Annotated in this window: 18 protein-coding genes and 1 tRNA gene; 8 read left to right on the forward strand and 11 right to left on the reverse strand. The window is 47.1% G+C overall.

Annotated features, from left to right (window positions below; all coding sequences use genetic code 11):
- Positions 1-87: 87 nt before the first annotated feature.
- From ACJHYO_RS04910 to idnD, 5 genes are all read right to left on the reverse strand, one after another.
- Positions 88-1,590 carry a helicase HerA-like C-terminal domain-containing protein gene (locus tag ACJHYO_RS04910; protein ID WP_021513935.1) on the reverse strand — a complete coding sequence of 501 codons (1,503 nt, stop codon included), beginning with the start codon at positions 1,588-1,590 and terminating at the stop codon, positions 88-90.
- A 77-nt stretch (positions 1,591-1,667) separates the two neighbouring features.
- The gene (idnR, locus tag ACJHYO_RS04915; protein WP_001331768.1) at positions 1,668-2,666 is read right to left on the reverse strand and encodes a DNA-binding transcriptional regulator IdnR; all 999 of its coding nucleotides are present in this window, start codon (positions 2,664-2,666) and stop codon (positions 1,668-1,670) included.
- Positions 2,667-2,732: 66 nt separating this feature from the next.
- The gene (gene idnT, locus ACJHYO_RS04920; protein ID WP_001128336.1) at positions 2,733-4,052 is read right to left on the reverse strand and encodes a gnt-II system L-idonate transporter; all 1,320 of its coding nucleotides are present in this window, start codon (positions 4,050-4,052) and stop codon (positions 2,733-2,735) included.
- Between the two features lie 64 nt (positions 4,053-4,116).
- On the reverse strand, positions 4,117-4,881 hold the full coding sequence (gene idnO, locus ACJHYO_RS04925; RefSeq protein WP_000998695.1) for a gluconate 5-dehydrogenase: 765 nt from the start codon (positions 4,879-4,881) through the stop codon (positions 4,117-4,119).
- Between the two features lie 23 nt (positions 4,882-4,904).
- Positions 4,905-5,936, reverse strand: coding sequence for an L-idonate 5-dehydrogenase (gene idnD, locus ACJHYO_RS04930; protein ID WP_001197423.1), 1,032 nt, complete (start codon positions 5,934-5,936; stop codon positions 4,905-4,907).
- A 216-nt stretch (positions 5,937-6,152) separates the two neighbouring features.
- Here idnD and idnK point away from each other — a divergent pair, with 216 nt between their 5' ends.
- On the forward strand, positions 6,153-6,716 hold the full coding sequence (idnK, locus tag ACJHYO_RS04935) for a gluconokinase (protein WP_000896740.1): 564 nt from the start codon (positions 6,153-6,155) through the stop codon (positions 6,714-6,716).
- Between the two features lie 3 nt (positions 6,717-6,719).
- Here idnK and ahr read toward each other — a convergent pair whose 3' ends face one another.
- Positions 6,720-7,739, reverse strand: coding sequence for an NADPH-dependent aldehyde reductase Ahr (gene ahr, locus ACJHYO_RS04940; protein WP_001555771.1), 1,020 nt, complete (start codon positions 7,737-7,739; stop codon positions 6,720-6,722).
- 195 nt (positions 7,740-7,934) lie between these two features.
- Here ahr and ACJHYO_RS04945 point away from each other — a divergent pair.
- From ACJHYO_RS04945 to ACJHYO_RS04955, 3 genes are all read left to right on the forward strand, one after another.
- A tRNA-Leu gene (locus ACJHYO_RS04945) sits at positions 7,935-8,019 on the forward strand.
- A 200-nt stretch (positions 8,020-8,219) separates the two neighbouring features.
- Entirely contained in the window at positions 8,220-9,488 is a 1,269-nt protein-coding gene (locus tag ACJHYO_RS04950; RefSeq protein WP_410232418.1) for a tyrosine-type recombinase/integrase, read from the forward strand.
- Between the two features lie 393 nt (positions 9,489-9,881).
- The gene (locus ACJHYO_RS04955) at positions 9,882-11,471 is read left to right on the forward strand and encodes an SIR2 family protein (RefSeq protein WP_094259018.1); all 1,590 of its coding nucleotides are present in this window, start codon (positions 9,882-9,884) and stop codon (positions 11,469-11,471) included.
- A gap of 77 nt (positions 11,472-11,548) precedes the next feature.
- Here ACJHYO_RS04955 and ACJHYO_RS04960 read toward each other — a convergent pair whose 3' ends face one another.
- The 3 genes from ACJHYO_RS04960 to ACJHYO_RS04970 all read right to left on the reverse strand — a co-directional run bounded on the left by ACJHYO_RS04960 (position 11,549) and on the right by ACJHYO_RS04970 (position 17,820).
- Positions 11,549-12,712, reverse strand: coding sequence for a restriction endonuclease subunit S (locus tag ACJHYO_RS04960; RefSeq protein WP_001683505.1), 1,164 nt, complete (start codon positions 12,710-12,712; stop codon positions 11,549-11,551).
- Positions 12,709-14,343: a class I SAM-dependent DNA methyltransferase gene (locus ACJHYO_RS04965; protein WP_001683506.1), complete on the reverse strand. Its 1,635-nt coding sequence runs from the start codon at positions 14,341-14,343 to the stop codon at positions 12,709-12,711. The genes ACJHYO_RS04960 and ACJHYO_RS04965 overlap by 4 nt, the downstream gene beginning before the upstream one ends.
- Positions 14,344-14,406: 63 nt before the next feature.
- Positions 14,407-17,820 carry a DEAD/DEAH box helicase family protein gene (locus ACJHYO_RS04970; RefSeq protein ID WP_094259019.1) on the reverse strand — a complete coding sequence of 1,138 codons (3,414 nt, stop codon included), beginning with the start codon at positions 17,818-17,820 and terminating at the stop codon, positions 14,407-14,409.
- A gap of 577 nt (positions 17,821-18,397) precedes the next feature.
- On the opposite strand from ACJHYO_RS04970, the gene ACJHYO_RS04975 reads away from it, so the two are divergent.
- Genes ACJHYO_RS04975 through ACJHYO_RS04990 form a run of 4 tightly spaced genes read left to right on the forward strand, consistent with a single transcriptional unit; the run spans position 18,398 to position 20,929 of the window.
- Complete coding sequence (locus ACJHYO_RS04975; protein ID WP_170984046.1) at positions 18,398-19,081, forward strand: WYL domain-containing protein; 684 nt, start codon at positions 18,398-18,400, stop codon at positions 19,079-19,081.
- Between the two features lie 38 nt (positions 19,082-19,119).
- Positions 19,120-20,133, forward strand: coding sequence for a GTPase family protein (locus ACJHYO_RS04980; protein WP_094259020.1), 1,014 nt, complete (start codon positions 19,120-19,122; stop codon positions 20,131-20,133).
- Positions 20,134-20,144: 11 nt separating this feature from the next.
- Positions 20,145-20,501 (forward strand): hypothetical protein, encoded by a 357-nt coding sequence (locus tag ACJHYO_RS04985; RefSeq protein WP_249540000.1) that lies wholly within the window; start codon positions 20,145-20,147, stop codon positions 20,499-20,501.
- Between the two features lie 5 nt (positions 20,502-20,506).
- Positions 20,507-20,929: a hypothetical protein gene (locus ACJHYO_RS04990; protein WP_249540001.1), complete on the forward strand. Its 423-nt coding sequence runs from the start codon at positions 20,507-20,509 to the stop codon at positions 20,927-20,929.
- A 210-nt stretch (positions 20,930-21,139) separates the two neighbouring features.
- Here the strand turns inward: ACJHYO_RS04990 and ACJHYO_RS04995 are convergent, their stop codons facing one another.
- Both ACJHYO_RS04995 and ACJHYO_RS05000 read right to left on the reverse strand, forming a co-directional pair.
- On the reverse strand, positions 21,140-21,358 hold the full coding sequence (locus ACJHYO_RS04995; RefSeq protein WP_094259021.1) for a helix-turn-helix transcriptional regulator: 219 nt from the start codon (positions 21,356-21,358) through the stop codon (positions 21,140-21,142).
- Positions 21,359-21,475: 117 nt separating this feature from the next.
- Positions 21,476-22,090 carry an inovirus Gp2 family protein gene (locus ACJHYO_RS05000; protein WP_094259022.1) on the reverse strand — a complete coding sequence of 205 codons (615 nt, stop codon included), beginning with the start codon at positions 22,088-22,090 and terminating at the stop codon, positions 21,476-21,478.
- Positions 22,091-22,129: the final 39 nt, after the last annotated feature.

Here is a 22,129-nt window from a genome sequence, read left to right on the forward strand (position 1 = left end):
AGATCATGAAAATTCAATATATTGCAGTAGTGTAGGCCTGATGCGGCGCGCCAGCGTCGCATCAGGCAAAGACAAATCGCACCTGGCTTACCTTCTTCTCCCCCCCAGCAAACTCCCCAACATCCCGCGCACAATCTGATTCGTCACCTGGCGGGCGGCGCTTTTTGCCATTGTTTGCACCACACCATCTTTCTTCCCGCCGCGTGGTCCGGTAGTGCCGAACAAAATATCCTTCAATCCACCGAGAATACCGTCATCCACCGCCACCTCTTTCCCTTTCGCGGGAGGATTATTTTGCTGCTCGATACTGGCCTGAAAGCCTTTTTGCAACATCTCATAGGCGGATTCCCGGTCCACGTCATCCTCGTACTTGCCATACACCGGGGAGTGGTTAACCAAGCCATTGCGCTCATCTTCCGTCACCGGCCCCATTCGTGAACAGGGGGCAATCACCATCGCCCGTTCCACCACTGAAGGGCTTCCTTTCGCATCGAGAAACGAGATTAACGCTTCGCCCGTCCCCAGTTCCTGGATTGCCTTTTCGGTATCAAACGTCGGATTGGGGCGCATGGTTTGCGCCGCTGCCTTCACTGCTTTCTGATCTTTAGGCGTAAAAGCACGCAAAGCGTGTTGAACGCGATTACCGAGCTGCCCGAGCACGTTATCCGGGATATCTGACGGGTTTTGCGAAACGAACCAGACGCCCACGCCTTTTGAGCGAATAAGCCTTATCACCTGCTCAATCTTATCCAGCAGTACCTGCGGTGCATCGTTAAACAGCAGATGCGCTTCGTCGAAGAAAAACACCAGTTTTGGTTTCTCCAGATCGCCCGCTTCCGGCAATTGTTCATACAACTCTGAAAGCATCCACAACAGGCTGGCGGCGTACAGTTTCGGCATCTGGTAGAGTTTTTCGGCGCTAAGGATATTGATAACGCCTTTACCGTTGGCATCGGTGCGCATCCAGTCTTTGATATCCAGCATCGGCTCACCAAATAAGTGTGCTGCGCCTTGCTGTTCCAGCGACAACAGCCCGCGCTGGATGGCACCAACCGATGCACTACTGATATTACCGTACTGATTCTGGAAGGATTTGGCGTTATCGCCGATGTACTGGGTAATTGCCCGCAGATCTTTAAAGTCGAGCAGCAACAATCCCTGATCGTCAGCAATGCGGAAAATGATATTCAGCACGCCAGATTGCACATCGTTGAGATTCAACAGTCGTGCCAGCAACAGCGGCCCCAGATCCGAAACCGTCGCCCGCACCGGATGGCCTTTCTCGCCAAAGATATCCCACACCACCACCGGATTAGTATGAGGTTGCCAGTCATTTACGCCGATATTTTTAAGCCTTGCGAGCAGTTTTTCCGAAGATGTACCTTCCTCCGCAACTCCCGTTAAATCACCTTTCACATCAGCCATAAACACAGGCACGCCGATTTCCGACAATGACTCCGCCAGTTTTTGCAGCGTAACGGTTTTACCCGTCCCCGTTGCGCCGGTAATCAGCCCATGGCGGTTAGCCATTCCCGGCAGTAAAAACAGTTCTGTGTCCGGCGTGCGGGCAATTAACAGGGGTTCGCTCATGAGATTTCCTCCAGTTTCCTGCCTGGAGTATAGGCAACGTCCGGCAAAGAGAATATGTGTAATGCAGAGAAAATAACCTAAAGCGTGTTACCGTGATAAATCTGATACCCGAGGTCAACAGTGTTGTGGTTGTGATCGTTATTCTTAATTTTGCTCAGCAACATTTGGGCGGCCATCCGACCAATATCAAAACGGGGAGTAATTACGCTGGCGAGGCTTGGGATCATTTGCCTGCCAATCTCCAGCCCATGAAAACCCGCAATGGAAATTTGTTCTGGCACGGCGAGGTTTCGCTCGCGGCACAGCAGAAGCGCACCCATCGCAATATCGTCATTGGTGCAAAATACACCGTCTAAATCCGGGTTTGCGCTAAGGGCATCACGCATTAACTGCATTCCTAAATGAATGGATGAGATGGCGCGTGGATTCATGCGTAATGGGGAAAGATTATGCAGCATCATCGCATCGCAATACCCCTGATAACGCTGTTCATCGCGGGTGTCATCTTTGGAACCGAGATACAGAATTTTGCGCCTGACTCGCTTATCCAGCATGGTACACACCATGTCAAAAGCAGCCTGCCGATTATCAAAACCGACCTCCATATCCAGCCGTTCTCCCTGTACATCCATCAATTCCACGACCGGAATGGTGGCTGAACGCAGAAATTTCACCGTCCTGATGGTGTGATATTTTTCCGAAAGAATAATCCCGTCAATGTTATAAGAGAGCAGGTTAATCACCGACTCTTCTTCGGAATCGCGATCGTAATTGTAATTAGCAATAATGGTCTGATAATTATGCACAGAGGTGACGGATTCTATTCCCGCGAGAATGTCAGCGAAGAGTTGATTTTGAAATGACGGAATCAAGATACCGAGGGTATAACTTTGTGCATTCAACAACATGCCGGGAGCGCGATTAGGGATATAATTGATCTCTTCCATAATTTTGGCGATGCGCTCGCCTGTTTCCTTTGCCACCTTTTTCGGCGAGCGGATATAACGACTCACGGTCATTTTTGTTACGCCAGCCAGCGTAGCGATATCCTGTAAAGAAATTCTGTGATTGCGCATAACTTCTCCCAACGTCGGGGGAATCTTCAATCTTCCCCCGAAACTACATCACAATATTTTATTCTTTCAGTGCAATACGGCGTTAATGGCTAACACGCCCAGCAAACCCATAATAGAAATAAGGGTTTCCATCACCGTCCAGGTACGCAACGTTTCACCAACCGTCAGATTAAAATACCCTTTAAATAGCCAGAAGCCAGGGTCGTTTACGTGTGACGCGATCACGCTGCCCGCACCGGTTGCCAGTACCATTAAAGCGGGATCGGCATGGGTAACGTTGATAATCGGCAACACCACACCCGCGGTGGTAATGGCCGCGACGGTGGCAGAGCCCAGAGCGATACGCAACAGCGCCGCGACAGTCCAGCACATCAATAACGGCGAAAGTGTAGTTCCGGTCATTAAGTGTGAAATATACTGCCCGACACCGCTATCTACTAATACCTGCTTAAACGCGCCGCCGCCAGCGATAATAAACACAATCATCGCGATAGCGCCTATAGAATCCCCAATGATATCCATGATTTGCTCGATGGTGCGTCCATTACGTCGGCCCAGTGTGAAAATCGCAATAACAATGGCAATAAACAGCGCAACGGCAGGGTTACCGACAAATTCAAAGAAGAGGCGCACGGTGTTAGTTTTCGGTAACGTAATTTCACAAACGGCGGCGATAGCCATCAGGATGACCGGGATCACGGCAGCGAAAATACTGTTCCAGAAGGAGGGCATCTCCTCTTCGCTAAACAGATGAGGATTAAATAAGCCTTCCGGTGGTGCTTTCTCAAAGCGAGTTAGCAGTTTAGAAAACAGCGGTCCTGCGACAATAACTGTCGGAATGGTAATGATAAATCCATACAGTAAAGTCGTTCCGAGATTAGCCTCAAAGATAGTCGCGATGGCAGTAGGCCCTGGATGTGGCGGCAGAAAACAGTGGGTTACAGAGAGCGCTGCTACCATCGGTACGCCAACATACAACAGGGGTAATCCAGATGATGCCACGATGGTAAATACCAACGGCAACAGCAGGACAAAGCCCACTTCAAAAAACATGGCGAGGCCCACAACCAGACCGGTGATCACTAGCGCCCATTGCACGCGTTTTTTACCAAAAGTGGCAATCAGCGTAGTGGCGATACGTTGTGCCGCACCCGTATCAGAAATCAGCTTGCCTAACATGGCCCCGAAACCGAGGATCATTGCCAGCCCGCCGAGCGTGCTGCCGATACCATTTTGTATAGAGTGCAGGACGGCCTGTGCATCCATCCCTTCGGCAAATCCGACGACGGCAGCGACCAGAACGAGGGCAATAAAGCCGTTAACTTTAAAGCCGATCATCAGGATAAGAAGCAGCGCGACGCCTGCCGCAATAATGATTAATGGCATAGTCTTTATCTCTTATTAGTGCCAGAAAAGCAGCGCTTTCGCGCTGCACGTAGGGTAGTAGGTGTTAAACAGCCACTAACATGCCGCCATCAACAAACAACAGGTGGCCGTTTACGAAATCAGAGGCTTTTGAAGAAAGGAACACCGCAGCACCAATCAGTTCCTGCGGATCTCCCCAGCGTGCGGCGGGGGTCCGTTTGCACAACCAGGCGGTGAAGGCTTCGTCCTCAACCAGTGCTTTAGTCATTTCTGTTTTGAAATAGCCCGGCGCAATACCGTTGACCTGAATATTGTGGCGCGCCAGCTCGACGCACATGCCGCGGGTGAGCATTTTTACCGCCCCTTTCGATGCGGCATAAGGGGTGATGGTGTCACGTCCCAGTTCGCTTTGCATCGAGCAAATATTAATAACTTTACCTGCCTTGCGTTCAACCATGTGACGAGTTACCGCTTGCGATACCAGGAACACGGCGGTCTGGTTTACTGCGATCACATCATTCCACTCTTGTTCAGGGAACTCAGTAAAAGGATGACGGCGCTGGATACCGGCGTTATTCACCAGCACATCAATGGGGCCGATGTCCTTTTCGATATGTTCAACGGCGGCATCAATTTCATGTTTATGAGTAACATTAAAAGGTGCGGCAACGGCCTGAATACCCTCCTGGTGGAGTTTTTCTACAGCAAGTTCTGCGCGTTCGGCAGTAATATCATTAATAATTATTTGTGCGCCATATTTACCCAGGCCGGTTGCCAGTAAAAAGCCAATGCCCTGTGCTGAACCGGTAATCAAGATATTTTTTCCTGCCAGTGAAAATAGATCGTTCATTGTATTATTCCTTTATTTATCTCTTAGAAAACAAGCTGGACTTTTGCTGCCTGGGTTTTATCACCGGCGAAACGTAGCGCCTCTTCCAGGTCTGTGAAGGGATATTCAGCACTCAGTAAAGGCAGTGGATTAATAACGCCATTCGCCAGCCATGACACTGCGGTATTAAATTCGCTGGTAAAACGGAAAGAGCCTTTGAGTGAAATCTCCTTACCAATCAACGTCATCATTGGGAATTCTGCCATCGCGCCTCCCATCCCTACCTGCACCATTACGCCGCGTGCACGAGTGACCTCCAGACAGGTATTCACTGATGAAGGATGACCGGACACTTCAAAGCTGACATCGAAATAGCCTTTTTCCGCTTTCCAGTGATCCATGTCGTCGTTTTGTGGGTTTACGAGCACATCCGCCCCCATCTCTTTGCCCAGCGAAAGGGAACGGGGACTCACATCGGCACAGACAATTTCCGCGGCCCCCAGTGTTTTAACAGCACTGACAATCAGGCAGCCAATGGGCCCAACACCAGAAATAAATACTCGCTTGCCCTGTAACTCGCCGGCCTGATGTGCGGCATGAATCGCGACGGCTAAAGGTTCGGCAAAAGCCATAACCTTTTCGTCAGCTTTGGCCGGATAAGGGACACATTGCGACGTTTCGACCATTTTATAACGGGTAAAGCCACCATCAACATGAGGGAAATACATGGCACTGCCAAAAAAACGCATCTCTGTACACTGATTCTCGTTATGTTCAATGCAGTATTTGCAGTGACCGCACGGTTTAGACGGATTAATGGCTACCGTTTGCCCTTCATGTAATTTTGATGAGTCGCTATGAATAACTTTACCGATAACTTCATGACCTAACACCATCGGTGCCTTTATCATGAAATTACCTACTTTTCCTTCCTGATAATAATGTAAATCGGAACCGCAAATTCCACCTCGGGTTATTTGTACTAATGTTCCATTATTATTCCAATCTATCGTCTGCTCGGTAACGGCAACAGTTTTCTTGCCCGCAACAACGCAGGACTGTGTTTTCACTTGCATAAATTCCTCACTGGTCAGGTAGACACCTCGGAAGCATTTAAGCGGTTTTAATTGTCATTATTTGTGATGAAGATCACGTTAGAAAATTGTTACATTACGATGTTACGCATAACGTGATGTGCCTTGTAATTCTTATCAGCAGAAATAAAAAAACGTGAAATTATTATGCCACCAGGCGTAGTATCGCCGCAGGTAAGATGATTCAGGAGATTTTAAATGGCGGGTGAAAGCTTTATTTTGATGGGCGTTTCAGGGAGTGGTAAAACATTAATTGGTAGCAAGGTTGCCGCGTTATTATCTGCTAAATTTATTGATGGTGACGATCTTCATCCAGCCAAAAATATAGATAAAATGTCGCAGGGTATTCCATTATCTGATGAAGATCGACTTCCCTGGCTGGAACGCTTAAATGATGCTTCATACAGTCTTTATAAAAAGAATGAAACAGGATTTATTGTCTGTTCATCATTAAAAAAACAGTATCGTGATATTTTACGCAAGGGTAGCCCCCATGTTCATTTCCTCTGGTTAGATGGCGACTATGAAACTATTCTCGCGCGAATGCAGCGTCGGGCTGGGCATTTTATGCCGGTAGCGTTACTAAAAAGTCAGTTTGAGGCACTGGAGCGTCCACAAGACGATGAACAGGATATTGTGCGCATTGATATCAACCATGATATTGCCAATGTCACCGAACAATGTCGGCAGGCTGTGCTGGCGATACGACAAAACAGAATATGTGCGAAAGAGGGCAGCGCCTCAGATCAGCGCTGCGAATGATTTTCAAAAATCGGCTTTCAACACCACGCGGTAACGCGCCTTACCGTCGCGCACATGCTGGATGGCGTCGTTAATTTTCGACATCGGGAACAGTTCGGTAGTCGGCGCAACCTTGCTGCGGGCGGCAAAGCGCATCAGCTTACGCAACTCATAAGGTGTACCGGTAGCAGAGCCAGAGACACTGCGATCGCCCGCAATCAGCGTAAAGGCCGGAACCGGCAACGGCGTGAGAACCGCACCGACGGTGTGGAAATTACCGCCATACGTCAGCGCCTCAAAATAAGGCTGCCAGTCGAGGCTGACGTTCACAGTATTGATAATGAGATCAAACTGCCCCGCCAGAGTTTTCAGTGCCTGCGGATCGCGGCTATTCACCACTTTATCGGCACCCATCGCCAGTACTTCCTGCTCTTTCGCCGGATTTGAACTAAAGGCTGTCACCTCGCATCCCATTGCGTGCAGAAGTTTTATAGCGATATGTCCCAGCCCGCCAATACCAATTACCCCAACGCGGCTGGTAGCAGTGATATGGTGCATCAACAGTGGTTTAAAGACCGTGATACCACCACACAGCAGCGGCCCGGCGGACTCGATATCGATATTTTCCGGCAGTGGGATCACCCATTGCCAGTCTGCACGCAACTTCTCGGCAAAACCGCCGCGATTCATAATTGTTGGCACCGCACCTTGCTCGCAGTTGATCTGATTACCGCTAATACAGGCATCGCAATGCCCGCAGCTACGCGCCGTCCAGCCAATCCCGACACGCTGACCGACCTGCAAACCTTTATCCTGCGCGGCGCTCCCGAGCGCCACCACGCGACCAATCACCTCATGCCCGGCAATCAGCGGATATTGTGAAAATCCCCATTCATTGTCGATCATCGATAGATCGGAATGGCAGATCCCGCAATAATCCACCTGCACTTCAACATCTTGTGGCCTCAGCTCACCGGGATCGTACTCATAAACTTCCAGTTCGCCGCCCGCTTCTTTTGCGGCATAGCTTTTTATCATCGACATTTTTTGGTCCTTCTCTGGTGTTGTCTGGGAAGTGTAGAGCATGGCAGGGCGGGGTGCCTGGAGTGTGACAAAGGTTACACATCGCGGTATGCAATGCTGAAAATTTCAGCACTTAGCGAGGTGCGAGCAAGCTGGCGCTTGCATGGTGGCGTGCGACAGGTATAATCCACAACGTTTTCCGCATACCTCTTCAGTGCCGAAGTGGCGAAATCGGTAGACGCAGTTGATTCAAAATCAACCGTAGAAATACGTGCCGGTTCGAGTCCGGCCTTCGGCACCAAAAGTATGTAAATAGACCTCAATTGAGGTCTTTTTTTATGCCTGAAATCCGCGCCACGCAAGGCTTTTCCAGCTTTTCTCCTCAACTGAAGTCAACCTGACTCAACCCACATCAACAGGCTTGTGAGTATACTAATGAGTATATTTGCCGATTCGATATTGCTTGTATACTCACGAGATACCAATGGAAGGAAGACCATTATGGCCCTAACGGATACTAAAGTTCGCTCTGCGAAACCTGAGGAGAAAGAGTATTCACTTGTTGACGGCGACGGCATGTCCTTACTTGTAAAACCTGGTGGTTCAAAGTATTGGCGATTTCGTTTCCGTTTTGGCGGTAAACAACATTTGATGGCGTTCGGCGTTTACCCGGATGTTTCACTGGCGGATGCGCGGAAGAAAAGGGAAGAGGCCAGAAAGCTGGTAGCTGCTGGTATCGATCCTCGTGAGCATAAGCGTGCTGTGAAAGAAGAGCAGGCGAAAGAGATTATTACTTTCGAGAAGGTTGCCAGAGAGTGGCTCGTGACCAACCAAAAATGGTCGGAAGATCATGCTAATCGTGTAAAAAAGAGCCTGGAGGACAATATCTTCCCGGCAATTGGTACTCGCAACATTGCTGAACTAGGCACCCGCGATCTGTTAATTCCTATTAAAGCCGTGGAGAAGTCCGGACGTCTTGAAGTGGCTTCCCGCCTTCAACAGCGCACTACGGCCATCATGCGTTATGCAGTGCAAAGCGGGTTAATTGATTACAATCCGGCGCAAGAGATGGCGGGGGCGGTTGCTTCCAGTAATCGACAGCATCGTCCGGCGCTGGAGTTTAAGCGTATCCCGGAATTACTCCAGAAAATCGATGAATACACCGGCAGGCCACTAACCCGCTGGGCAACTGAACTTACTCTGCTTATCTTTATTCGATCCAGTGAGCTGCGTTTTGCTCGCTGGTCGGAGATAGATTTCGACACGTCGATGTGGACCATCCCGCCTGAGCGAGAGTCTATTCCCGGCGTGAAACATTCTCAGCGAGGATCAAAGATGCGTACACCTCATCTGGTGCCGCTTTCAAAGCAGGCGCTAGCGATCCTGAAGCAGATAAAACAGTTCTGTGGCGAACATGAACTCATTTTTATTGGCGATCACGATCCGCGTAAGCCCATGAGCGAGAACACGGTAAACAGTGCGTTACGGGTGATGGGTTATGACACTAAGGTTGAGGTTTGTGGTTACGGCTTCCGCACAATGGCCTGTAGTTCGCTAATTGAGTCAGGACTATGGTCCAAGGATGCGGTGGAAAGGCAGATGAGCCATATGGAACGCAATTCGGTGCGAGCGGCGTATATACATAAAGCGGAGCATCTGGATGAGCGCAAGCTGATGTTGCAGTGGTGGGCAGATTTTCTGGATGCCAATCGGGAGAGAGCGATTATGCCGTTTGACTATGCGAAGATCAACCGGGGGAATGGCGAGTGAGTTGTCTAAAAGCGCACATTCGCCTCTAAATTGAAAGCTGCTGACTTATTAAAACGAGGAATTGGTTAGCAGTGCCAAATAGCCGAGTTTTCACTAAGGTAAGCCTTTTTATTGAACCTAATCGGCAGTAATGCTCCACCTAAGCCTAGATTTAAAATCATGATTACTTATAAAAGGGGAGTGGACCCTTGATTGAGTGCTACATCTCAGCAACAAAGATGCAGCAATTTGGCTGCATTAGGAGTGATAGCCAATTAGTTAATCTAATAATTAATTGTATCTAAATAATTAAATTTCTTACGTAAAATTGACCAATGTACTGGTGGTGTAAGTCGCAATACCTTAATGTAATCGGTATAAAGGGGCTTGATTTCTTTTAAAGAGAGTATCCGTATGAATTTTAAGAAAAAACTCGAAGAGCATTTTAAGCAGTTCGAAGCATCCCCTGTGTTATTTGTCGGCTCCGGTGTGTCTCGTCGTTATCTTGGTGTGCCATGTTGGCAAGACCTTTTGAAGCATTTTGCTGAGGCGATTGGGGAAAATCATATAAAATTAAAAACAAAATCTAATGGTGACTTACCCGAATATGCACAATTATTGGTGTCGGCATACGCTGAGAAATGGTGGGATACTGAAGAAGGACAATTAGCATTAAGTGAAAAAGAACAGGAGAAAACTTTCATTAACGAACAGTCTCCTTTGAAATTGTCAATATCTAAATATATTGAGAATGCACATAAAAATATTATAGATAATGATGAGTTAAAACACGAAATTTCCCTTTTTGCGAAAGCAAATATTGATGGGATTATTACCACAAACTGGGATGTTTTTCTAGAAACTCTTTTCCCTAAATTTACAACATTTATAGGCCAGGATGGATTGATTATTGGCAGGAGCCACGGTATTGCCGAAATATATAAAATACATGGTTGCTGCACTGAGCCTAACTCATTGATTTTGACATCAAGTGACTATGATAAATATAGAAAGAAAAACCCTTACCTATCATCTAAGTTACTAACTATGTTTATAGAGAGGCCCGTTATTTTCTTAGGCTACTCTTTAACAGATGAACATATAGCTGAAATCCTGGAAGATATAGTTAGTTGTTTTCCTGATGCCAGTTTGGATTTTTTACAGAATAAATTATTGTTTGTTGAATGGAAACCTGAACTTGAAGAGGCTGACATTAGTGATTCTGTGATTCATAAAAAAATCCCGGTAAAATATGTTCAGGCACCATCCTATAAAGAAATATTTGAAGTGCTAAGTGAAACTAAAAAAAGGATTCCAGCACATTTATTCAGAATGATAAAAGATGAACTTTATGAATTAGTCTTAACCGATGATCCTAAAGGAAAATTATATGTGAGAGACTCAGAGAAGATTGAAGAGGGCGTCAGTACAACAGAGTTTGTTGTAGGGTATGGTGCTATTTCGATGGTAAAAAAATCAGAGTCGATGGCGGCAAAAGGATTAGTTGGACTGGAGCGTGTAGATCTTATCCGAGAAGTTGTATTTGAAAATGGACATTATGATTGGGAATGTGTTGTTAATGATGTTCTGCCAAATATATGCAAAGGCAATGCGCGTATACCTGTTTTTCACTTCTTCAATCACGCTAATTTAATTAATCCCGATGGGAGTATAATTAACGAAGCGGGACTCTCAGGTGGAGTATTATCACGATTAAATATCACTCCAGTAAGTTTTCAATCACAAGGATGGGATAAACGACGTTCTGAAAACATTCCTGAAGTTAGAGTTGGTGTAAATGAGTTATATCTTGCTTATGATTTCGGATTTTTTTTGAGGATGATGCCCTATATGGAGCCAGGGTTAATCAAGCGTGACATAGATGAGCTTCTTAAAATATTGAAGAAACATATCGATGAAGCTATGAGTATTCAAGCTTTGTCAAGCAATTTCTGTCGATTAGTCTGTGTATATGACTACATAAAAAATAGCAACCGTTTATAGAATAAAAAGCGCCATCAATATAATTATGGCGCTTTTATAAATAAATATAGTGCTAAATATTTATCCTTAAATAAGGATTATTTAAAAATATTTTCATTAATGGTGTTGGATAATAAAGTAAACGAAAGGTCATGATTGTTATACTTATCACTAAGTAATGAATTAAATTTATTGTATATCAGTTCAAATTTTTTCTGAAGCGATAATGGTGGTACTGGTACAAGTAAATTTTTTAGTTTTTCGGCAGTCAAATGGCTGAAAGTTACTTCAGATATAAACTCTGAGAAGGCATTTTTTTTTGCCATTGAATATAAGTATTCCTGTAAGTACACAGAAGTAACTAAGCTATAATTAGGCCGTACTCTATGCAGGGCTTTTTGATAATAACAATCTTTAATTTGGTTATTCCAAATCGCACACCTACCTATTTCTCCACCTTCGCAAACCAGTAAATCTCCCCTTCTAAGTTCAAACTTAGATATTTCCTTTTCATTAAAATCCATTTCAAGAAGATCGTGGATATCAATTTTTCGCCATCTAACATTAGCATTCCGTAAGTATTTTTTTGAAAAAACCCCTGTTTTTGATTTTTTGGACAACATTTTTCCAAGCTGACAATCTGCGATATCACCAAATTTTTCTAATTTCCAATTTTGGGGATTGCGAACTGGGTCCCCAAACATCTCCAAAAAGGTTGCACGCAAATAATCATTAGCCAGTTTGACTGTTTCTTCCCTCTTCTGACGGATAACATCAGCTTTATCGAGAATGCTCGCGATGCGTTTCTGTTCTTCAAAAGGAGGCAAAGGTATTTCGAAATGTTCTACAACTGTTTTAGATACTTCCTTGAAAGTTGCACCATTACCAAGCAACTCTAATTTTGGTGCGAATTTCTTAATGCAATGATATAAGTATTTATTGTGAACATTTTTGCCTGGGATTAAGCTTTTAAAACCTTGGTTTGTACAAAGTTCAATACCAGCAATAGCCACATTTCCTATTGGTGCTCGTGAGGTAAGTAATACAGTTCCTACTGGCAACATATATGTTGCAGCTGCTTTATATCCTGCCGAAGATATATGTTCTGGAGCCTCATAAATAAAAGGAGAGTTAAGGTTCGATATATCTTTAGGCGTTATCCAAGGAATATCTCCTTCCCAATAAGATGCAATATTGCGTTTAGGGGTGGCTCCTCCCACAACTTCGCAGCAATCTTTAAGTTTCACCATCGGCCAACTCACAGCATCCCCTCCAGCTCATCCAGATCTGCCAGAATCTCTTTTTCCAGATCTTTTAATCGTTTCAGTATCACCTTCGGATCTTCATACTCCTCCGCCTGATACACCACTTCTTTATAACGATTAATAGAGAGATCGTATTTCTGCGCAGCAATATCTTCTTTTGGTACAACAAACGCCGCCTGCGTGCGATCTTTAAAATCAACGCCAGCATCAATCCCTTCCGGGTACTGCTGTTTAAGCAACGAGGCTAACTTCTCACCCATAAAGTTATCAACCGGTAGCCCGCGTAAAGTACGGTAATGCTTCCAGCTTGCCAGCAGATGCGGCAGATCGTTGTCTTTTATCGGGTTGCGCTTATCATCCAGGCTGTAGCCGTCATTTTGTAGATCGTAGAACCAGACCTCATCCGTTTGACCGCCTTTGGTAAAGATCAGGATCGCCGTCGCCACGCCAGCGTAAGGTTTAAATACACCAGAAGGCAGATTGATCACCGCTTCCAGTTGGTTATCTTCCACCAGCGTTTTGCGAAGTGACTGGTGCGCCTTGCTGGAGCCAAACAGCACGCCCTGCGGCACGATAGTGGCACTGCGCCCGCCCACTTTCAGCATTTGCAGAATACGCGCCAGGAACAGCAGTTCGGTTTTTTTGGTTTTCACCATTGCCGACAGCGTGGAGTCGATATCTTCCTCGTCCAGTGAACCGGTAAAAGGCGGGTTCGCCAGAATCAGGTTGAAAGCGTTTTTACTGGCCTGAGGGAAGTTAGTGCTGAAGCTCTGGCTCATGGTGTCCTGATAGTGAATATCCGGCGCTTCCACACCGTGCATAATCAGGTTCATAGCGGCGATACGCAGCATGGTGGTATCAAAATCGTAACCGTGGAACATATTGTTATCTACATGGTTACGCCACGGTGTCAGCAGATCGCCGGTAAAGATTTTTTGCTCTTCCAGCTCGCCACGTTCGTTGGTGCCAATCTCAGTATGGATGGATTCCAGCGAGCTGTACTTCTCCAGCAGATATTCATAGCTGGTTGCCAGAAAACCACCGGTGCCACAGGCCGGATCGCAAATCGTCTCGCCGCGGGCCGGGTTCGGCTCCATCATTTCAACCATCGTGCGGATAATGTGGCGCGGCGTGCGGAACTGACCGTTGATTCCGGCAGTGGTCAGCTTGCTTAACAGGTATTCGTAAAGGTCGCCTTTGGTGTCGCCACGATCCAGCGGCAGGTTTTTGATCACCTCAACCGCTTTGGTCAGCAATGACGGCTTAACGATCTCCAGACGAGCATCTTTCATAAAGTTGCCCAGCAGCGTCACCTTCGATGCATCAGCCTGGCCGAGCTGACGGAAATGCTGGAATACGCCATCGCGCACCACTTCCATCATCTCATCCGAGCCAAGGTTGCTATAGTGACTGAAACGGAACTCCTGCTGTTCTGGCGTAAAACGCGGTTTAAAATCAATACCCGCGATTTGTTTACGCTTCTCGTCGCGTTGTTCCTGGGTATCCAGCATTCGGGAATACATCAGATAGGTGATCTGTTCGATTACGGTCAGCGGGTTGGTGATACCACCCACCCAGAAATCTTCCCATAGTCCGTCGATTTTACTTTTTAAGTCGCCAGTAATCATTGTTAGCGTTTATATCCTGTTTTAAATACAAAAGCCCCGCTGCCGGGGCTTGTCATGTGCGTATTATACCGTCGCTGCGTCGGTCACAACACCCAGCTCTTCGACTATCTTTTGCAGGCGGGCGATCTGCTCTATATCAGGGAACACACCGGTAACGCCTTCGTTGTGGATATGTGTAAAAGGCTGTTCAAAGAGCTGCCGCATTTCAATGGTGCCATAATCGCGAATGTGGTTTTTCAGCAATGACAGGAAGCGCAGTTGTTGGCTGGTCAGACTGTTATCAGCGGCGAACTGAGCAAAGCGCACTTCCACCGCGTCGCTGTCCATCCCGATGATGGTACGCAAAAGTTTATCCAGGCTGGCGGTTGCCTGCGGATAAAACTCTTTCAACGCACGAATATCAACGTTGGGGTTCTGGATCAGCACCAGCTTCGCCAGTTCATCCAGCTCGTTTTGCGTGACTGGCTCGCCGTTGCGGATTTTCTTCAGCACCGGGTTTTGCTGGAACAGCGGCTCCAGCGCCCCCTGAACTTGCTGGCGATAGAGTTTGAAATCAATCGAGCGGATGTTGGTTTTGCGGGTTTCCGTCTGGATCAGGTTAGCATCTTCGGTAATATCCACCTGTATCGAACCAAATTTCGGCGTCGCGTCTTTTTCCATCAGGTGCATGATACCGCGCAAATGAATGCGGATATCCTCAAGTTCTTCCAGGCTGGCTTGCTTCCACCAGCCTAGATCACGAAGCTGATTGATTCGTTGTCCCTGTTGCTGCACCTGAGCCAAATGCGGCGGCAGGCGCTCCACTTTTTCGACGATGGCCGGCCAGAGCACATCCAGCTCTTCCGGGTTGGTATAACGGGCAGTTTGCGCCGCCAGAATATCCATATCAAAGCGTATGGCATCGCTTTGCCCGCGCACGTCCAGCCACTGCATCAGCGGGGCCAGAACAGATAGCAGATCCTGCTGTGTTTTCGGAGAAAGCTGGCGCAGCACCTTTTCATCACTGTACTGCGCTTTTTGCTGCCACTTTTCCTGTACGGCAATCGACTTTTCATCCAGTGCGTTGATTTGCTCGCGAAGCTGGTGAGCAACTAAATCCACCGCCTGTTTGTCGAATTTACGTTGCGCAGCGGCCCCCAGCATAACCCACGCTTCGAAGCGTTTTTGCGCCAGCGATTTTGTCGCTGTGACTTCGGCCTCTTCGGTATGCAGTTCGTGATACTCAAAATTGCCCCAGTGATCGAAAATGCGGAATTTCTGTTTATCCAGCGGTTTGCCGTTGTCGTCGTAACCGTACAGCCCCGGACAGAGGCGCGTACCACGGCCAATCATCTGCCAGAACTTCACTTTTGATTTGACCGGTTTGGCAAAGACCAGATTCACAATCTCCGGGACATCAATACCGGTATCGAGCATGTCAACGGAGATAGCGATGGTCAGCTCTTTGTTGGTGCTTTCATCCAGTCCTTTAAAATCATCAATCAGTTGCTCAGCGCGGGGATCGTAGTTATCGATGACCTGGCAGAAGCGCCCGGCAAACTGCGGGTACATATCGTCGAATAATTCATTCAACAGCAGCGCGTGTTTGTGGTTACGGGCGAAAATGATGGTTTTACCTGGTAACTGGCCGTCCCGATCTTTCAGGCCATTTTCCATCAGGTTACGCAGGATATAGCGGTTGGTGTCTTTGTTGTAGATCGCCTCATCCAGCGCCTTGCCATCAAACTCCAGCGTATTGGGATCTATGCCTTGTTCTTCCAGCTCGCGGATTTGTGCATCGCTTAACTTCTCCCGTTTGATGCCTTCGCGCAGGAATTCTGTGGTGTGCGTGACAACCTCATAGGGAACCAGATTGTTATCGGCGATGGCATCTTCCAGGCTGTAGTTGGCGGTAGGAATACGTCCTTCACAACCAAACAGGCCGAAAGTGGTTTTACTCACCATGTCAATCGGCGTGGCCGTCAGGCCAATCTGGAGGGCATCAAAATACTTAAACAGATCGCCGTAGACGTTGTAGATAGAGCGGTGGGATTCATCGGCGATGATCAAATCGAAATAACCGACATCGAAATGGTCCATGATTTTCATCATGCCGGGATAGGTGGCAATGTAGATCCTGGCGTTCTGCCTGTCTGCTTTTTTCGATTTCCCGACCACATACAGCGGCTCATTGGTGAATTGATTGAAGGCATTCGCCGCCTGTTTGCGCAGTTCTTTACGGTCGCATAGGAACAGAACGCGTTTTACCCAACGGGCATCAATCATCAGTTTGCTCAGTGCAATCGCTACACGGGTTTTACCGGTGCCGGTGGCCTGAACGATTAATGACTGACGATATTTATTGGTAAACCGTTCGCTAACGCGGGCAATGGTTTCAAGCTGGTACAAACGTCCGGCAACGGCCTTACCTTCGTTGTCTTTTACGTGCGGCACACTGTTCAGCGGCAGACGGGTTTCACGCTGCTGAATAAGATATTGCAGGCTTTCCTTGCTGTAGAAGCCAAACACCCGACGCGGGGGATAACCATGAGTTTTATGGTCGTCCCACAGCCAGATATCGTAGCCGTTGGTGTAAAAGATGACCGGACGCTGGCCGTATTCTTTTTCCAGCCAGTCTGCATACAGCCTGGCCTGAATTCGTCCTTGCTCGGCATTGACGCTGGTTTTTTTTGCTTCCACCACCGCCAGCGGTTTGTGTGCCTCATCCCACAAGACATAGTCCGCATAACCGTCTCCGGTCGCGGTAGGTTGTTCTTTAACGGGATGTTCCTGCGTAACCTGATCGGTATTATTAAGCTCTTCGCCTACATTCCAGTCAGCAGCAAGCAGGCGAGAGTCAATCAGGCGACGGCGGGTTTCCGCTTCATCAATAGAGAGAATATCGGCAACATGCTGGTTACGCGCTCTGGCTTCATTCAGGCGCTGGGTGAGGTGTTCGGCCTTTTCCTGCTCTTGCTGTAGTGCGCGTTGTAGCGCCAGTTCGCGCTCACGGCTTTCATCTTGGGCCTTGATTGCATCTTCCAGACGTTTTTCATCTGCACGACCTGAAGATTGTGTTAATGGAGGGAGAGTGAATTTGGGGCAGTCATCAACATTACCGTGGGCGTAGCGAACATACAGCCAAATTCCTAACAAATACGCTTCTTTGAGCAGCCAGTAGGTATCTTTAGCTTTGATACGTCCGCCGTGCGCGGCACGGTTGCCATGGATACGCAGTGCATCCATTTTCATGATGATGGCTTCCGGCATCATGCTGGTAAAGACATCAGCATTCATTAAATCGTAAAGATTAGCCTTAATACCTTCCGGCAACCGCTCCTGACGATACAACCAGCGCACCATCAATTCGGTGTAGTTGCGCAGCTTAACCAGACAGCTTTCCGGATCGGAGTGAACATAGCGTTCCGCCATGCACGCGAGTTCAGCCAGTTCCGGCCACTGGCTGCGCAACATTTCAAAATTGAGAGACTGCTCCATCAATCATCGCCTTATGTTGTGGATACAACAGAAATTCTGGAAAGAATATCACACTAATTTGGCCGACGAAGTGAGCCGGATGGCATATGGTGGTGATGTGTTTAACGACATAGCTGCTCTAACGGCCAGAACCTTGGTTTTCGCCCATCAATGGGCGTCTTCAGCCCTGGCTACTCAAGGGATACCTTGCTCACTAACGAGGGTATGGCTGAACATCTCTGGGATATGTTTTTTGAGCCAATAAAACAGCGGGCTCGTTAACATAGCCTGGGCGTTACTCCGTAATACTTGTCTATTTATTGGCTTATAAATATTTTCAGCACTAAATCATTTTAGTAAGTAGCAGATATCTTTTCCCGGCTAACACAAAATACGACAGGTCGTGTCGTATTTTGATGGCGCTTTTACCAAAAATTGTTATTAATTCATTTTATTTCAATGAATTAATCAACGCTTCGCATCTTCGCCATTTTTTCTATCCACCCCCCCTCTGGCACGACATAACGTGTCGTACCTGTACGGCATAATCTCCCGTATCAATACCATGATATTTTGGGAGAACAGGACTGTCCCCACCATGAAAACACAGCATGATCATCATGACCGCCTGTCTGTCAGGCTATCAGTCATTATCAGCCGCTTACTGGCTGGTGAATCTCTGGAGCTTAAAGTATTAGCTGATGAATTTGGTGTCTCAGAACGCACCCTACAGCGGGATTTTCAGCAACGCCTGATCCATCTGGATCTTGAGCATCACAGCGGAAGTTACCGACTTATCCGCCAAACAGGCCGGGAGCACTTACCCAACACATTTGCGTTTATACGTAATTCAGGAATTTCAGGAATCATTCCGGCTCAGAACCGCAGGTTAATTCGACTGATTACCAGTAACTCCGGAAGCTCGCCGTGCCTTATAGGGCATGGAGGGCTGCCATCTCCAGTTACACAAACCGCCTGTTTTCTGGAACTGGCGGAAGCTATCCGCGACTACCGCGCCGTTACATTATTAGTTAACGGTAAAAGCTACGAAGCAGTAGCTCCCCGCCGTCTGATATTTCAGTCCAAAAACTGGTTTCTTGTTGCTACCCGCACCAGAAATTTACAGGTGTTTCGGATGGAAGATGTTAACGCCGTAACCGTTCTGGATACCTCTTTTCGCAGAAAGCCTGAACTTGACGCTCTGACTGCCAGTGAAGAGTTTATTTCAGCCCTCCCTCACTTTCGTTTCATAAGTGACGTAATTCAGACCTTCAGAGAGTAACAGACAACGTTCATTTCAAATTAAAAAGGAGACATCGTATGGATGACCCGGTAAAGGGCGAAGGCCGGATGATTACTGATGCCAGTGGCGTCACCAGAAGGGAAGGCGGGATTTTGGGAATGTGGGGCAATATATTTCCAGAACGTAATGGTTGCAACGAGCAAAAGGGTGATAGCACACCGCACATACCCGACATCAGGGATATTCTTGATCTTTTTCCTCAGTCACTGCGGGAAACGCTGTTGAACAAAATCAGTGAAGCCATCGACTATGAACCCGTGATTGGTGTCATGGGAAAAACAGGCGCGGGGAAAAGCAGCGTATGTAATGCGCTGTTTAAAGGGGCGGTTTGTGCAGTTAGCGACGTTGAGGCGTGTACTCGTGAAGTTCAGGAATTGCGTATGCGCTTCGGCAAACATTCGCTAAAGATCATTGATATACCTGGTGTCGGTGAGAATGCCCGGCGGGATAAGGAGTATGAAGATTTATACCGTAATTTGCTTCCCTCCCTGGATCTCATCCTGTGGGTAATAAAAGGAGACGATCGGGCCTTTTCTGCGGATGAGCATTTCTACAACAATGTTCTGCTCCCTGCTGGTGGGGGTGAGCGCGTTTTATTCGTCCTTAACCAGGTTGATAAAATTGAGCCATTTCGCGAGTGGGATACACATCTGCATCAGCCATCTCCTGCACAGCGCATCAATATCGAAAAGAAAGAAGCCTACATTACTGAACGATTTGGCTTTACGCACTATCCGGTGATACCTGTCTCCGCCGATGAGGGCTACAACATCCTTCGTCTGGTAGAGACTATTATTCGGGCTTTGCCTGATCGGGCTAAAAGTAGCACAGCTTCGCAGTTTAAGGATGAGTTCAAAACCGAAGAGGTCAAGACGGAAGCAAAAAACGGCTTCGGCAGCGTAATCTCCGGGATACTCGACGACGTTATTGATTCTTTTCCGTTACCAAAGCCTGTCAAAGAGCTTACCCGAAAGGGGAAAGACAAACTTATCGAGTGGGCTGGTAATGCCTGGGACCATTTTTTTGGATAGGGAAGTGCTTAATGAAACTAATCATTATACCTGCATTGTTTGTATCTTTATTTGCATTCCACCCTGCTTATGCAGTCGGGGCCTATGACCTGCAATGTCTGCTGGATAACGGCGAGCAAATGACACTCAGCCACGTTAGCAATACCGTTTATATCAGTTTGAAAATCCTGGCGGTGACTCCGAAGAGAGCGGCTCTGTTATTAAACTGGATATTCCTTCCGGCGAAGCGAAACAGACTCTGGCGGCTAATCCGGAAGCAGGAACCGCTTTTTTCACATTACGTGGAGAAAATGAAGATATCGAAGGCGCGGTTGCAGTCAATTACTCAGAATATGATGGTACAGGTGATGCTTATTACACTGTCATGAATGCAATGGGGCAGGAAACCAGCACAGTATCATGCAAGCCGGGTACCATTAAGGTTTCCAGAAGCCTCCTCCAGAATGGCATTAATAGCGTTGGTAGCCAGCAGGCAAATAAACCTGCTCTCTCTCAACAACAGCAGGCACAGCAACCTACGACACCACCATTTAAAGTTCAGTTCGGCAGCTCCGTCAGCAATGAAGGCTGGAATACCAAATATGGTGTTATTCAGCTCACTATCACTGATGACAACGTGGTGCTGAAATCCATTCGGGTAAACAGAGGGAACTGTAAAATGGAGAGCGCCGGTAACAGAACCCTGCCAGCTAAATATAAATTCGGTGATGTGGCTACGTTCAAATATATGAAGTGTGACCGTATCATTGAAGCTGACATTGTGACCGATACGGGTAGCTGGACATTTAATTCATAATTTTACCTGTAGCAGCATCCGGGGAATTCCTGCTAAATAAGCAGGCTATTCCCCGGTTAATTATTTTTCGACGACGTTAAACTAAATGTATTTCATCCGGGTATAATGAAGTTACGCATCGATAGATGCACCGCAACGGCCCTGTCAGGCGCTTACCGATATAGCGTTTGTACTTAACGGGTAAAGCGTGTGGAGATGATATCAGGGGGATTAATCGCGGGATTCTGCAATACGTTCCTTCAACCAGCGTTTAACTTCACTTTCCCGCCAGCGGGAACTACGCCCCAGTTTGACAGGCTTTGGAAACTTGCCTTCACTAATCAGTTTATAAAACCATTTGTCGGTCAGGCCAGTAAACGTGGTAATAAATGCCATCGTCACCAGTTTGTCATTCATCAGGTCAGTATCGGTATTCGGTTGATTGTTCATGACGATTGTCCTTCTGTCTTTACGTTGATAAAAGACAGGAGCAGCAACACTAACCCGTTGATTTAAGATGATGTTGCATACTCCGCCATTACAATCACTTCTCCGGTAATAAATTACTTATCCCTGACTACAACCAAAGTTACGTTCACCGTCATCGTGGTTTTTTGTGTACTCCTTCGCCAGATAACTGATGTGGTATATGTAGCTGCGGAAAAAGTCCGTATTTGTGCCATTTCTGCGATCAAGTTCATAAGAGACGCCCGGTAAATGAAAGGGGACTTTATTTGCCATATCTCCGGTACGCCTAAGCGCCACAACCCATGCACGCGCCACCATTCCCACCAGCAATCCGCGAGGTTGCGCTGAATTCTCCGTATTCAGCATGGTGTTTCTGAATACTTCCCGATTAACCAACAACAACATGTGATAATGCTTGTTGCCATTCAGTTCACCAAATTCTCTTACCCATGCATATCGCAGCTTACAGGGATAAACACGTTTACCGTCTCTCCTGCGCCGTTGTAAATATGCGGCTATCTGCGCTTTCAGTGAGGCTATAAAACGGGTAATAACCGCTGAGTCATACCCTTTATGGCTATTATCCACTGGCAGTAATAAATCCACTCTGAAAGCCAGTATTCTGGCGTAATCATCCATCGCATAACGGGTAATCTCTTCCAGACGTTTCATATAGTGTGCATTAGGCTTGCCATATCGTTCATTCAGTTTCATGCTTCAGTTCCTTGTGGTTGGTTACATATCCATAAGTGC

The sequence above is a fragment of the Escherichia sp. WS1118 genome (genome assembly GCF_046487695.1).
Classification (GTDB): Bacteria; Pseudomonadota; Gammaproteobacteria; order Enterobacterales; family Enterobacteriaceae; genus Escherichia; species Escherichia coli.